Source organism: Poseidonibacter ostreae, from assembly GCF_009208075.1.
GTDB lineage: Bacteria > Campylobacterota > Campylobacteria > Campylobacterales > Arcobacteraceae > Poseidonibacter > Poseidonibacter ostreae.
This window is the reverse complement of sequence record NZ_WFKJ01000009.1, coordinates 63,540-77,379: the sequence shown is the minus strand read 5'-3', so window position 1 is coordinate 77,379 and position 13,840 is coordinate 63,540. Positions and strand designations below refer to the sequence as shown.

The 13,840-nt window shown below is 29.5% G+C and carries 17 protein-coding genes and 1 pseudogene; 12 read left to right on the top strand and 6 right to left on the bottom strand.

All coding sequences use genetic code 11. From position 1 onward, the window contains the following. Positions 1-180: 180 nt before the first annotated feature. Positions 181-306, bottom strand: a complete 126-nt coding sequence (locus tag GBG18_RS15635) for a hypothetical protein (protein WP_255467359.1) — start codon at positions 304-306, stop codon at positions 181-183. A gap of 162 nt (positions 307-468) precedes the next feature. Between GBG18_RS15635 and GBG18_RS04765 the strand changes: the two genes are divergently transcribed. The 3 genes and pseudogenes from GBG18_RS04765 (at position 469) to GBG18_RS04755 (ending at position 1,844) form a co-directional block, all read left to right on the top strand. After that, the gene (locus tag GBG18_RS04765; RefSeq protein WP_152188880.1) at positions 469-1,161 is read left to right on the top strand and encodes a DUF1826 domain-containing protein; all 693 of its coding nucleotides are present in this window, start codon (positions 469-471) and stop codon (positions 1,159-1,161) included. A 66-nt stretch (positions 1,162-1,227) separates the two neighbouring features. Then, positions 1,228-1,470: pseudogene (locus GBG18_RS04760) on the top strand (6-pyruvoyl trahydropterin synthase family protein); the annotation flags it as partial. A 101-nt stretch (positions 1,471-1,571) separates the two neighbouring features. Next, entirely contained in the window at positions 1,572-1,844 is a 273-nt protein-coding gene (locus tag GBG18_RS04755) for a DNA repair protein Rad50 (RefSeq protein WP_152188876.1), read from the top strand. 46 nt (positions 1,845-1,890) lie between these two features. On the opposite strand, the gene GBG18_RS04750 is transcribed toward GBG18_RS04755, so the two are convergent. From GBG18_RS04750 to hemP, 3 genes are all read right to left on the bottom strand, one after another. Beyond that, positions 1,891-3,018 (bottom strand): PepSY-associated TM helix domain-containing protein, encoded by a 1,128-nt coding sequence (locus GBG18_RS04750; protein WP_152188874.1) that lies wholly within the window; start codon positions 3,016-3,018, stop codon positions 1,891-1,893. 79 nt (positions 3,019-3,097) lie between these two features. After that, positions 3,098-5,011 carry a TonB-dependent receptor domain-containing protein gene (locus tag GBG18_RS04745; protein ID WP_152188873.1) on the bottom strand — a complete coding sequence of 638 codons (1,914 nt, stop codon included), beginning with the start codon at positions 5,009-5,011 and terminating at the stop codon, positions 3,098-3,100. A 98-nt stretch (positions 5,012-5,109) separates the two neighbouring features. Beyond that, positions 5,110-5,274: a hemin uptake protein HemP gene (hemP, locus tag GBG18_RS04740; protein WP_152188871.1), complete on the bottom strand. Its 165-nt coding sequence runs from the start codon at positions 5,272-5,274 to the stop codon at positions 5,110-5,112. A gap of 149 nt (positions 5,275-5,423) precedes the next feature. Here hemP and GBG18_RS04735 point away from each other — a divergent pair, with 149 nt between their 5' ends. From GBG18_RS04735 to GBG18_RS04725, 3 genes are read left to right on the top strand one after another with little or no spacing between them, the layout of a single operon-like run. Then, the gene (locus GBG18_RS04735) at positions 5,424-6,176 is read left to right on the top strand and encodes an energy transducer TonB (protein WP_152188869.1); all 753 of its coding nucleotides are present in this window, start codon (positions 5,424-5,426) and stop codon (positions 6,174-6,176) included. 5 nt (positions 6,177-6,181) lie between these two features. Next, entirely contained in the window at positions 6,182-6,691 is a 510-nt protein-coding gene (locus tag GBG18_RS04730) for a MotA/TolQ/ExbB proton channel family protein (protein ID WP_152188868.1), read from the top strand. Beyond that, positions 6,688-7,077 carry an ExbD/TolR family protein gene (locus GBG18_RS04725; RefSeq protein WP_152188866.1) on the top strand — a complete coding sequence of 130 codons (390 nt, stop codon included), beginning with the start codon at positions 6,688-6,690 and terminating at the stop codon, positions 7,075-7,077. The genes GBG18_RS04730 and GBG18_RS04725 overlap by 4 nt, the downstream gene beginning before the upstream one ends. A 33-nt stretch (positions 7,078-7,110) precedes the next feature. Here GBG18_RS04725 and GBG18_RS04720 read toward each other — a convergent pair whose 3' ends face one another. Continuing rightward, positions 7,111-7,308 (bottom strand): peptidylprolyl isomerase, encoded by a 198-nt coding sequence (locus tag GBG18_RS04720; protein WP_152188864.1) that lies wholly within the window; start codon positions 7,306-7,308, stop codon positions 7,111-7,113. A gap of 69 nt (positions 7,309-7,377) precedes the next feature. Here GBG18_RS04720 and GBG18_RS15520 point away from each other — a divergent pair, with 69 nt between their 5' ends. The 6 genes from GBG18_RS15520 (at position 7,378) to GBG18_RS04690 (ending at position 12,697) form a co-directional block, all read left to right on the top strand. Beyond that, positions 7,378-8,817, top strand: a complete 1,440-nt coding sequence (locus GBG18_RS15520) for a flagellin (protein ID WP_226896420.1) — start codon at positions 7,378-7,380, stop codon at positions 8,815-8,817. A gap of 129 nt (positions 8,818-8,946) precedes the next feature. Continuing rightward, on the top strand, positions 8,947-9,141 hold the full coding sequence (locus tag GBG18_RS04710; RefSeq protein WP_152188862.1) for a hypothetical protein: 195 nt from the start codon (positions 8,947-8,949) through the stop codon (positions 9,139-9,141). Positions 9,142-9,235: 94 nt separating this feature from the next. Beyond that, on the top strand, positions 9,236-10,279 hold the full coding sequence (recA, locus tag GBG18_RS04705) for a recombinase RecA (RefSeq protein WP_152188860.1): 1,044 nt from the start codon (positions 9,236-9,238) through the stop codon (positions 10,277-10,279). Between the two features lie 142 nt (positions 10,280-10,421). After that, positions 10,422-11,696, top strand: coding sequence for a phosphopyruvate hydratase (eno, locus tag GBG18_RS04700; protein WP_152188858.1), 1,275 nt, complete (start codon positions 10,422-10,424; stop codon positions 11,694-11,696). A 9-nt stretch (positions 11,697-11,705) separates the two neighbouring features. Then, entirely contained in the window at positions 11,706-11,948 is a 243-nt protein-coding gene (locus GBG18_RS04695; RefSeq protein ID WP_152188857.1) for a septum formation initiator, read from the top strand. After that, positions 11,945-12,697 (top strand): AMIN domain-containing protein, encoded by a 753-nt coding sequence (locus GBG18_RS04690; protein ID WP_152188856.1) that lies wholly within the window; start codon positions 11,945-11,947, stop codon positions 12,695-12,697. Before GBG18_RS04695 ends, GBG18_RS04690 begins: the two co-directional genes overlap by 4 nt. Here the strand turns inward: GBG18_RS04690 and GBG18_RS04685 are convergent. Then, positions 12,675-13,835 (bottom strand): cation:proton antiporter, encoded by a 1,161-nt coding sequence (locus tag GBG18_RS04685; RefSeq protein WP_152188855.1) that lies wholly within the window; start codon positions 13,833-13,835, stop codon positions 12,675-12,677. The two genes, GBG18_RS04690 and GBG18_RS04685, sit on opposite strands and share 23 nt — an antisense overlap. Positions 13,836-13,840 lie beyond the last annotated feature (5 nt).

Genomic DNA, 13,840 nt, shown 5'->3' with positions numbered 1-13,840 from the left:
GTTTTCATCAACATACTCATCAATACTAGGCGGAAATAAGAGTTGTTGATGACGGTTTAATCCTTCTTTGTAGTTCGGCATGTTAGGCCTTTTTGTTAATCTTTGATATCTATATTTTAGCTAATCTGCTGTTATGAATTGCTTTAGTTCTTTCACAGTCTCGACAGGTTGTTGAACTTATTATTTTAACTTAGGTACTTTACATTCTAAGTATAAATTATTATAGTCATAATAATCACCATATTTAATCTTAGTGTGACCACAGTTTTCTCCATGTTCATTAATTTTACGTTTTCCATCTGCCAAAATCTACTCCTTTGATTTATTAACACAATTGTATTATATGTATTTATTTAAAAAAGTAATATTATTTGATTGGCTTACAATACTGCGACTAAGTTGCATTTAAATAACGTATATTATAATTCCAAAATTAAATGCGACAAAGTTGCATAAAAGGGAAGAATAATGCTGAATGAAAAGAATCTCAATCTTGCTGGTCAATGGAGTTCCAAACCTTTTACGACAATGCCTGTAAGCTATCGACATAGGGTGCAGGATAATCATCCAACGGTTTTTACTGATATCTATCAATCAGAAATCAATATAGCCATTTGGCAGCGTAAGTTACCTACCACTTTACAAGATTCAGTGAAAACGTTTCTGGCATTGAATCCTACATTTCAAAAAAATATGATCTTAACTCCACAAGATGCGCTTTCACGTATTAGCGAATCTTTAAATAACAATATGGCCGAAGTGAGCGAAGATATTGCTGAGCTTGTGGATATGTTTTGTTATTTATTTGGACTTAAACAAGCAGCCATGCGCTTGAAAGTTTTAGATCAAGCAATGTGCCCTAAATTTCATGTTGATAGAGTGCCTTGCCGCCTCGTGACGACTTATCAGAGTATAGCCTCAGAATGGCTACCACATGAGGTGCTTGATCACACAAAACTGGGGTGGGGTAGTAACGGGTTGCCTGACAGTGAATCTGGCCTTTACCAAAGTGAAAATGATATCCAGAAACTAGGTTGTGGCGATGTTGCATTGCTCAAAGGTACGCTTTGGGAAGGTAATGAAGACGCGGGCTTAGTCCACCGTTCACCAGTAGTACCAGCCAATGAAAAGCGTTTGGTATTAACTCTGGATTTTAATTGATAAGTAGTTAAATGTCGTGGCCTGTTTAACGAAGCTAACAATCACATGTACTTGGAAAGAGTTAAAATGATTATAAGAAAAAAATTTAAATTTGAGGGTGCTCATATAGTTAGGAATTGTTCAACTAGAAGATGTAAAAAGTCAATTCATGGACACTTGTATGTTGTAGAAGTATTTTTTAGTTCCAATAAACTTAATAATGGATATATGGTTTTAGACTTTGGGTTAACAAAAAAACATATTAAAAATATTATTGATTCTTTTGATCATGCTTATTCTTTGTGGTCGGGTGAAGAAGATGAATTTAAAAAAAGTTGTTTTCTCAAATCAAGTTAAAGCTGAATGGGAAGATAGTGATGAATTAGTGAAAATACTATCATATATTAAATAGTTAAAACTATGGAGAAGAAATGGAAAATATAAAAGAAGAATTAAAAAATGTTATTGTGGATGTTATGTTACCTGAGAGTGAGGGCTATTTAGAAGATTTAAACACTGCGATAAAAGATGAAACGGCAAGTGCTGATGATTTAGTTGCTAAAAAAGATATTGAGGCGTTTATTAGTGAATTAAAAACTATTATTGAGGTAGTTGAAGAAGATAAGCTTTCAGATGAGGAAGCTGAAAATATTTATGAAAAAATAATTACTATGTTAAATGAACATGAGGATGAAGAACATTAAACTAAAAGATAAGACTTAAAAGCTTATCCTTTTAGTCTTCTTTTAGTTAGTATTTTTTCTTTCTTCTTTGGAAGTACATCATAAATCCAGTGATTGTAAATAAAGACATAAGTAAAGATGCTATTAACATCAATATTTGACCTGTTCTACCAAAATATTCACCTGTATGAATAGGTATCACACTTTTAATTAGTATTTCTTCTAAAGGCTTTTTAGAAAATTCTTCATGTTTTACAATTGTGTTATTTTCCATATCTAAAGAAATTTCATTTCTTGCTCTATAATGCATAGGCTCTTTTTTAATATAAGTTAAATTATAAATACCCTTTTTACCTTCGAATTTTAAACTAACACTTGAATAATCTGTAATATTTTCTTTAAATAAATTGAATATTTCTTGTACTCTTTGAGATGATAATTCCCCTTTTTTATTAGTGTTTTTATTCTCAGTTCTTTTTGTTTTGATTACAGTAGGTTTTTGACGAACTTTTTTCTCAACACCAGATACATTATAAACAATATCACTAAACCAATGATAAGATAAAAATAGTCCAGTAAATGATGACACTAAATAAAATGGTATTACCCACATTCCAAGTGAACTGTGCATTGTTGATAGAAAACTTCTACCTTTTTGTTTAAATTTAAAGGTAAAGCTTTTGAAAAATGCTCTTTTCAATCTTGGTAGGTAAACGAAAACTCCACTTAACATTAAAATTAATAACGCTAATGTACATGCACCTACAATTTGTTTCCCAACTTCTCCTGCTACTAGTCCTCTATGTATCATTTCAATAAATTTGAATACTTTTTGACCTTCAACATTTGGTAAAATTTCCGAAGTATAAGGATTTATATAATAATTGATTCCTCTTCTTCCTGCTTTTCCTTTTTTATTACTAGCTATATTTACTACTGCAGATGAAGTAGGATCATTTTTTACTGTTAATCCTCTAATATTTGCTTTTGGAAATTTTAATCTAAAGTTATCAATAATTTGTTGTTCAGTTTGCATTTGACCGCTAACTTTTACAATATAACTATCTTTATTCACTAACCATAAAATCTCTTTTTGAAAAGATATCATGGCACCAGTAATTCCCATAACCATCAGAATTATTCCTGCTGTTAAGCCTAAGTATAAATGTATTTTAAACCATATTTTTTTATGCATAAATGTAAAACTCTCTTTAAAAAATTATATAAATGTAAGTTGATAGAATATTAATAGTATTAATATTCCATCATTTTAATTAGAACTTATAAGCTACTTCAAATTTGAAGTTTCTACCTATTTCATAGGCTTTGTTTGTATTCCCTGAATATGCACCAAAACCAGTGTGGTTTACATAAGCTTTATCAAAGATATTAGCAATTCCAAAATTGAAAGTTGCATCTTTGATTAGATTAGGTGTAAATGTAAAGTTTACATCATGTGTACCATAACCACCTCTTTCTCTTTTCCCTGACGAGTGTTCCCAGCTATTTCCTGGAACAAATTGAGAACTATAATTAACTTTAAATTCTTTACTCAATCTATAATTTGCACCAACTTTAAATACATGGATATTTGCAGTTTGAGGTTCATACTTTGTACCATCAATAGCTGTTTGTTCTCCATCTGTATATGTATGGCTTAGATTTAATCCTAATTTATCTTTGTTATATGAGAACATTGTTTCTGTTCCCCAAATTACTATATCACCTTGAGATACTAGGCTACTATTTTTAGTAGGATGAGAATAATCGTCTACATTATATCTATATACGTTAAATCCAATAACCGCATTATCTGCACTTAAAGCTTGTGTTAAATTATAATCTAGTCCAACTTCATAGTTATGACCTGTTTGTGCTTGAGTATCAACATCTTGAACTGTTGTTGTACCTAATGTAAGTGTTTCACCTAATGATGGACCTTTAAAAATTCTTCCATATGCTGCTCTTAGTGATAGATTTTGAGATGCTTGGTATTTTAACTTCATTTTAGGAGAAAGTTGCTCAAATGTACCATCATAGATTCCACCTAATTTATAATGATCATATCTTGCACCTAAGGTAAGTGTTAATCTATCAAAAGCCATTTCATCTTCAAAATATAATCCAATATTATTTGTCTCTCCACCCTCATAATTAACACCAGAATCAACTTTTTCTTGTTCTTCATATGTATAATCAGTACCATATGTTAATTTGTGAAGTCCTAATAAAGAAGTATTTCTTAAATCATAACCTCTAGATGAGTTTGTATATTCTCGATATCCAACAGTATCACTTGCATCTCTTTCCATATATTGTTCATTTGAATATACAGTTGCTTCTACATTTACATATTCATTATCAGGTGTATATTTATAATTTAATGTATATGTATCTCTATTAATTGAACTGTAATCTTCAGATGGATCTTCACTACCAACTTTTTCACCTGAGATATTTCTATCTCCACCATCTTCATATCTATTGTAAGATAGTTTTATAGTATTATAATCATTTGGTTTAATTACAAGTTTTGCTAAACCACTTTTTAATTTGCTTTCTTTATTATTTACTTTTTCATCATTTCCTAAAGTTAAAGTTCCATCATTTGCTATTGAACCCATTCCTACAAATTCAACTTTGTCATTGATTTTTCCAAATACAGCAACAGTTCCTTTTTTTCGCTCTCTTGCAGTTTCATAACCTAGAGATATTTTTCCACCAAATACTTCATCATCAGCTAAAAAATCACTTGGATCTTTTGTTTCATATTCAAATGAACCATTAATAACGCCAGGTCCACTTAACGCAGAGTTTGGACCAAGTTCTACTGATGTGATTTTTAATAATGAAGCATCAATTGTTTGATCACCTGCATGGTGAAATAATTGTCCACCAACTTTTGCCCCATCAATTGTGATATTTGCAAATTTATCTTCTAGTCCTCTTACAAAAACCTTTTCCGCATATCTAGAGTTTCCCGCAACTGAAACACTTGGAAGTGATTTTAAAATATCTTTAACATCACTTGCTTGTTCCTCTTCTAATTGTTTTGAAGAAATAGATTTAACTTGTGCATCAAAAGCTGATGAGTTTATATTTACTTCTGATAAATGTGTTTCTTCTGCCAATAATGAAATATTAGCCACCAATAATGCTGCAACTGTATGTGCAATTTTTATGTTCATTTTCTTTCCTTGGTAATGTTTAAGTTGAAATTGTGGCTGGCTATTTATTTAGGAGAATGGTTAGATTTTTGCTAGCTATATATTTTTATTTTATTTTCTTATTTTGTTAAAATTAATTTGTTCGCTTTTGTTACTCTTAATTGATACTCTTGTCCATCATGAATAATAGTAACAATTTTTGACTGATCAAAGATTTCTTTACTTTCGATTTTCTTTTCGTTTATTTCCATTGTATTTCCATTGTATTTCCATTGTATTTCCATTGTATTTCCATTGTTTTTTTTTAATAATTGTTAACAAAATGTTAAGCGAATATTAACCAAGTGAATCTTAAATCTAAATAAAATTGATAACTATTATCATTAGTATATAATTAAGATAATTGTTATCAATATTATATTAGAATTCGAAAATGGAAAATAAAAAGAGCTTTTTAATTATTTTAGTTCTTGTTGTATCAACACATATTTACCTTTTTGCACAGTTAAAAATGGAGGAACAAAAAACTGTGATAGCACCAAAACCTACAAACAAGAGTGTACAAATTAAGTTAAATAAAGTTGTTATTAAAAAACAAGAAATAAAACCTGAACCAAAGATAGAAGAAATAAAAAAAGTAGTAAAAAAGGAGATTATAAAGAAAAAGCTTATTAAAACAAAAAGCAAAAATATAATTAAAAAAGAAAAAAAACACTATAAAAAAAAGGTTATTAAGAAAAAAGTTGTAAAGAAAAAGCTTATTAAAAAAGTTGTTAAAAAAACTCCAGTGGAAAAACCTAAAAAAGTTTTTAAAGAAGTGGTAAAGCAACAAATGCCTACTGTTAAAGTAGAAGAAAAATCTAAAGAAGTAAACAAAAAAGTACTTAACTCAGTAAAAAATAATTATTTATCTAAGTTACAAAGATTAATAGAAAAGAATAAAAAGTATCCAAAGTCAGCAAAAAGATTGAAACAAATGGGAAAAGTTTATCTTAGTTTTACAATTGCTAAAAATGGAGAAATTAGAAATGTAAAAATTTCAAAAAATAGTAAATACAAAAGATTAAATAAAGCGACAAGAGAAATAATGTCAAATATAAAGAAGTTTGACCCAATACCAAAAGAATTAAATAAATCATCTTGGGCTATAACAGTTCCAGTTGTTTATCAAATAGTAAGGAATTAAAAATAATGGAAGTAGATTTAATAAGTTATATAAATAGAGGTGGGATAATTGTATATATATTAATTGCCCTAAATACAATCGGTTTTACAATCATGTTTTGGAAAATAGTAGTCCTTTCTTTTTCAAGATTAAGAAAAGAGAAAACTATTAATGAGATAATAACTTTTGTAAAAGAATCAAATGTTAGTTTACAAAAAGAGTCAATTGATAATATTATTAATAGAAAAATAAAAAAGTTAGAGTTTGGCTTAAATACTGTAAAAATTATTGCATCAATTGCTCCACTTTTAGGTTTACTTGGAACTGTAGTTGGTGTTTTAAATTCTTTTGACTCTATTACAAAAAGTGGTTTAGGTGATCCTAGTATCTTTTCAAATGGTATATCAATTGCACTTATAACAACTGTTGCAGGTCTTATTGTAGCGATTCCACACTATATAGGATATAACTATATTTATGGAGTATTAGATTCAATTGAGTTAAAACTTCAAAAAGAGGTTTTAAAAAGATTATGAAAAAAAGAGAAATATTAGTACCTGATATCACACCTTTGATAGATGTTGTTTTTATTTTATTGATTTTTTTTATTGTTTCATCTGTATTTAAAAAGGATGAATTGGCATTAGTTCTTAATCTTCCTACTTCAAGTGCAAAAGAAATTGAGCTAAAGAAAAAAGAATTAGTTATTGAAATAGGTGAAAATAAACTAGCTGTTTATGGTAAAGAAATAACTATAGATGAATTACATGAAAAAATGTTTGAAATAGAAGATAAAAGTAGAAATATAATTTTTAGAATTGATAAAGATGTAAAATATGAAAATGTTGTAAAGGTACTTGATTTATTGCAAGTTAATCAATTGTTTAATATTTCATTAATTACAGAAGATAATAAAAAATAGATAAATTTTATCTATTTTTTATTGGTAATTTTTTTAATATCTTGATGTTATTTCTATTAAGTGGAATCCAAATTGTGTTTTAACAGGTCCATGAACTTTTAATAAATCTTTTGTAAATACAACTTCATCAAATTCTTTAACCATATCACCCTTTGAAAAAGTACCTAAGTGACCACCTCTCTTACTTGAAGAACATTTTGAAAACTTTTTTGCTGCTTTTTCAAAAGTTATAGTAAAAAATTCAAAAACTCGACCATGTAATTACTTATCTCATAACCTCTAACTTCTGGAACATATACTGTGCAATCTGCAGGTGAGGGTAAAACTATAGACTTATCATCAGTTGATGCAGTAACAGCAGATATTACAACACCAGCTGAAACGATTACTGTAGCAGCCCAAGATCTTACAACGACTGTAGGGGATATTGTTGATACTACTAATAATACACCAACGATAGGTGGAGCATTAGAAACAGCTTTAGCTGATACTACTAAATTTGAAGATATTGGTGATGGAAAATACAAAGCACTTACTGCAGAAACTATTGCTTTAGAAACAGGTGAATCTATTTCTTTACTTGATGCTACAACTGTAGATATTGGTCAAGGTTCTACTGTTCCTGCAGGGTCTAGCATTACATTAAATGAAGATGTACTTTCTGGTTCGGATTTAGCTAATCAACTTGCTAATACTGCGAAATTTGACTTAGCATCAGGAACTGATGGTGAAGCAGGTGCTGTATATACTGTAAAGGCTGACTTTACAACTGATAACTTAAAAGTTGTTGCAGGAGAATCTATCACAGTAACTAATGCTGAAGCTGTTAGTTTACCAGCAGCAACTGTTTCTGCTGCTGCAATGATCGGTGATGGTACAGTTACACTAGGTGGAACTGCAGTTGATTGGGATGAAGCAAATGGTACATTAATTGCTGAGGGTGGAACAAATGGAGATGATGCATTAGTTGTTTCTTCACCTACAGAATTAAAATTTGATGTAGTTGCTACTGTTGCAGCACAAACATTTGATGCAAAAGCTGGTGATACTGTTATAGTTACTGATACTACAACATTAGGTACAGGATTATCAGAAGCAATTATTGAAAATGCAAACTGGATTGATAATGGTGATGGTAGTTATACTGCTATTGCAGATCAAGCAGGAATAGCATTTGATGATGTAGGAGATAAATTAGAAGTTACTAGAATTGTAGGAAGTACAGCAACACCTGCAACAACTGTTGGAACTGAGGCTACTACAATTTCAAGAGATGCAGAGGCAACAGCTTCAGCTGCTGTTTCACTATCATTTACAACAGATACAACTGTTGATGTTACAAATAATGGTGCAGCTGCTGATTCTCTAACAGTAACAGGTGATGGTACAAATACTGTTTCTAATGGTGGAACAAATTTAAGTGCTATTGCTGACTTATCTAGTGGAGAATTAACAACTGAACTTGCTGATTCATTCCAAGCTGTAGTTGATGACGCTATTACAAAACTGAATGGATTTAGAGGAGACATCGGGTCGACTCAAAACCAAGTTGAATCAGCAGTAAGAAACTTAATGACTCAGTCTACAAATGTACAAGCAGCTGAGTCTATTATTAGAGATGTTGATTATGCTCAAGAATCTGCAAACTTCAACAAACAAAACATTATTTCTCAAGCTGGTTCATATGCAATCAGTCAAGCGAATTCTGTTCAACAAAATGTTTTAAAATTATTACAATAATCTTTGTAACTACAGTTTAAAACTCATAAAAAACCTAAGTCATTTTGACTTAGGTTTTTTTATGCAAAAAAATACTTTAAGAAAACATATGTAATAATTTAATATATGAAATAAATACTAGGTTCTATTATGGAAGGAAGTCACATCCCAAAAGATATACTAAAAATACAAAAAAAACTAGCATCATTTGAGAAAGACTCTAGAAACTATAAAAAATATACAAAAATTCTAGCAAAACATATTAAGTCATTTTCTATGAAACAAAGAGTTAGAGCTCATATTAAAACTATTGAAACAGTAGAAAAGATTCAAGAAGAAAAATAAAAATCTTACAATTTGCAATATAAATCAACAATTCAAAATAAATCTGCTAAAATTCCCATATAAATAAATAATAGAAACAAAATTAGGAAATAATATGGACGATAATCAAAAAAAATCACTAGACTTAGCTATAAAACAAATTGACAAAGCATTTGGAAAAGGTACTTTAATAAGACTTGGTGATAAAGAAGTAGTACCAACTGAAGCTATTAGTACAGGTTCATTAGGACTTGATTTAGCACTTGGTGTTGGTGGACTTCCTCAAGGTAGAGTTATTGAAATATACGGACCTGAATCTTCTGGTAAAACAACTCTTACACTTCATGCAATTGCAGAATGTCAAAAAGCTGGTGGTGTTTGTGCTTTTATTGATGCAGAGCACGCACTAGATACACAATATGCTAAAAATCTTGGTGTTGATATTGATAATTTACTTGTATCTCAACCTGATTTTGGTGAGCAAGCTTTAGAGATTTTAGAAACTGTTATTAGATCAGGAGCAGTTGATTTAGTTGTAATTGATTCAGTTGCAGCTTTAACTCCTAAAGTTGAAATTGATGGTGATATGGATGACCAACAAGTTGGTGTTCAAGCTAGACTTATGTCTAAGGCTTTAAGAAAAATCACTGGTTTATTAAATAAAATGCAATGTACAGTAATCTTTATTAACCAAATTAGAATGAAAATTGGTATGACAGGATACGGAAGTCCTGAAACAACTACTGGTGGAAATGCACTTAAATTTTACTCTTCTGTAAGACTTGATATTAGAAGAATAGCAACGCTTAAACAAGGTGAAAATTCAATTGGAAATAGAGTTAAAGTAAAAGTTGTAAAAAATAAAGTTGCAGCTCCATTTAAACTTGCTGAATTTGATATTATGTTTGGTGAAGGAATTTCAAAAATGGGAGAGCTTGTTGATTATGGTGTTAAACTTGATATTGTTGATAAAGCAGGTGCTTGGTTCTCATACGGCGATGCAAAAATAGGACAAGGAAAAGAAAACTCAAAAGTATTCTTAAGAGATAATCCAGAAATTGCAAAAGAGATTGAAAATAAAATCTTAGCAGCTATGGGTGTAAATGATGAAATAATTGATGGTGCAAAAGATGCAGAAGAAGATGAAGATTCAGAATAATAATTAATAATCAAAGAGAACTTTCTCTTTGGTTTTATAGCCTTTTATATAACAAGACAAACTACAAAACACAACTTGCAAAAGCAAACAAAAATCAAATTTTAGATATAATAATACAAATTATGAAGAATAGGAGAACTACGTGGTATTTATTGACAATGTATACGCAGACGAAGTATTAGATTCAAGAGGAAACCCAACAGTTAGAGCAACTGTTATATTAAGTGATGGAACAAAAGAAAGCGCGATTGTACCAAGTGGTGCAAGTACTGGAAAAAGAGAAGCTTTAGAATTAAGAGATGGCGATGCTAGATTTTTAGGAAAAGGTGTTTTAAAAGCAGTTGAAAATGTAAATACTACTATTGCTGATGAATTATTAGGAATGAGTCCTTATAATCAAGCAGAGATTGATGCTACGATGAAAGATATTGATGGTACTAGTAATTATGCTAAATTAGGAGCTAATGCTGTTTTAGGTGTATCTATGGCAGTTGCACGTGCTGCAGCAGCATCTTTAAATATTCCATTATATAGATATCTTGGAGGTGCAAATGCTATGACTATGCCTGTACCTATGTTTAATATCATTAATGGTGGAGAGCATGCTAATAACTCTGTTGATTTCCAAGAGTATATGATTATGCCAGTTGGTTTTGAAAACTTCAATGAAGGATTAAGAGCAACTGCTGAAATTTATCAGCACTTAAAAAAAGTGATTGATGAGATGGGTGAATCAACTGCTGTTGGTGATGAGGGTGGATTTGCTCCAAACTTAAAATCAAACGAAGAGCCTTTAGAAGTAATTGTTAAAGCTATAGAAAAAGCTGGATATGTTCCTGGTGAGCAAATTGCACTTGCACTTGATATTGCTGCTTCTGAGCTTATTAATGACAAAGGTCTTTATGTATTAAAATCTGAAAATAGAGAAATTACATCAGAAGAATTAGTAAACTACTATGCTGATTTATGTGCTAAATATCCAATCGTTTCTATCGAAGATGGATTAAGTGAAGATGATTGGGATGGATGGAAAATCTTAACTGATGTTTTAGGAGATAAAGTTCAATTAGTTGGAGATGATTTATTTGTTACTAATGCTTCAATTTTAAATGAAGGTATTAACAAAAATATCGCAAACTCAATTTTAATTAAACCAAATCAAATTGGAACAGTTTCTGAAACTATGTTAACAATTAGATTAGCACAAAGAAACAATTATAATTGTGTAATGTCACATAGATCAGGTGAAAGTGAAGATGCATTTATTGCTGATTTTGCTGTTGCATTAAACTGTGGTCAAATCAAAACAGGTTCAACTGCAAGAAGTGATAGAATCGCTAAATATAATAGATTATTAGAAATCGGTGCTGAAATTGCCTATGCAGAATATTTAGGAAAAACACCTTTTTCTAAATAATATAAATTTATGAAAAATTTTTTACGTAATTATAAGAAGTTTATAGTAATTGCAATGTTCTCTATTGCTCTTACTATATTTCTTTCTTATCACGTAGCTAATACTCTTTTTGGAGATAATTCTTTAGAGGTTTATAGCTCTTTAAAAAATAAGAAAATTTATTTAGAAGAAGAGATTGTTAGACTTCAAGAAGATAATGCCTATTTACAAAAAGAATATTTTGAACTAAAAAATCTGGAGCCAGAAGAATGAAAACTTTATTTTTATTTACATTAACACTTATTTTAGCATTTAATTTAAATGCAAGAGAAAATCCTTTTGAAGCTACAAATGCTTATGAAGAAGAAGCTGCTAGGATAATAGAACAAAATGAAATTGATGAAAATTCTATTAATGAATCTGCTTATATAGAAGAGATGCAAGAAAAGATGTCGAAAGTATCAGATAATAGCAATGAAAATAAAAATAAAGTTCAAGAAGCTATAAAAAAATTAACTCCTGCATTAAAAGTAGAAAAAACTTATACGAAAAAAGAAGTTAAAAAACTAATCAAAAAAGCTCAAGTTCAATCAGAAAGTAAAGCAAAAAAACTTCTAGAAAAAGAGCTTGAAAAAACAAAAGTTGTAGAACCTACACAAGTTGTATTTGTAAAACCTAGAACAGATATCTTAAATGATACTAGTTTAAATATGAAGACAAAAGAGCTTTTAGATTTTATAAAAGTTGAATATAACGATAATAAATTAATTATTCATACAAAAGATATGGTATCTAAAAAATTTACTTTAGAAAAAGAGAATAAGATTATTATTGACTATAAAGCTAAAAAGAATTTTTATACAAAAAGAGATACGTTAGAGTCTAAAAATTTCAAAAAAATTGCTGTAGGAAATCATAAAGAAGAAAGATTTTACAGAGTTGTTATTTTACTATCTGAAAAACCTAGTTCTTACAATGTTGAATACAAAGACAATCTAATTACGATTGAGTCTTTAAACTAGAAAGATATGATAAAATTCTAATAGCTATCATTACTAATAGTACTTCTAAGATAGCTGCTAGAATAAATGCATAATAATACTCTTGAGTAATCGAGTGATTATTATAAGCTATTGTCGTTACAGCAATTAAAAGCGTTAATGGCATAGATAAAGACAATCCTAACATATAAAACTTATTTAATCCTATATCTTTAATAAATAGTGTTGAAGCTACTAATCTAATTATTACCATTGCTAGTGTTATGAGTAGAGCTTTAGCAACTAAACCCTCTTGGAATATTGCTTCAATTTCAAAAGAAGCCCCTACAGAAATAAAGAAGATAGGAACTAACCAACCAAAACCAAAGTGCTCTAGTTTATGAGGAAGTTGCTTATTATGCTCTTCAAAAAATGTAGTAATAAAAGTACCTGCGATAAATGCTCCAAAAGCAACTTCTAAATGTAAATACATCATAACAGTAATCATAAGAAAGAAAATCGCCATTGACATTCTAATATCTTGTTCTTGATGATCTTTTTCAGGCATTAAATATGCTTTAATTCCTGGATACCACCAAATAAGATTATGAAATAGTTTATAAATAAATAGCATAGAAACTAAAAAGCCTGTAAATAAAATCATAGTTTTATAAAACTCAAAATTTATTCCAAACTCTAAAAGAGCTGATACAGTAGTAAGTGCAAAGATTGATACAATCTCGCCTATTAAACCCACTACTATGGCTAATCTAATCCAGTCAACATCACCATACTCTTTTTTTAAAGCGGCTAATATTCCAATAGAGATTAGAGGAAGTATTACAATAAATAGATTGCTTAAACCAAAATACCAAGTAATCAAACCTGATAGGGAGAATAAAATCAAGTTAAAAAGTAATGACTTTTTTAAAAGTGAAGGAGAAATATTTACAAGTTTCTTTAAATCAACTTCAAGACCCGCTAAAAACATTAGATATAGAAAACCTAACTCAGCTACTAAGTGAAGAATTGCATGCTCTACAATAAATGCAAAATAAACAGCAAGTGCACCTAGCATTATTTCAACAGTAATTGTTGGTAATCTTAATATCTTAGAAATTAGTGGCGAAATAAATATAATTAAAGATACTGTGATAATTATTGATATTTCTTCAGTCATTAATT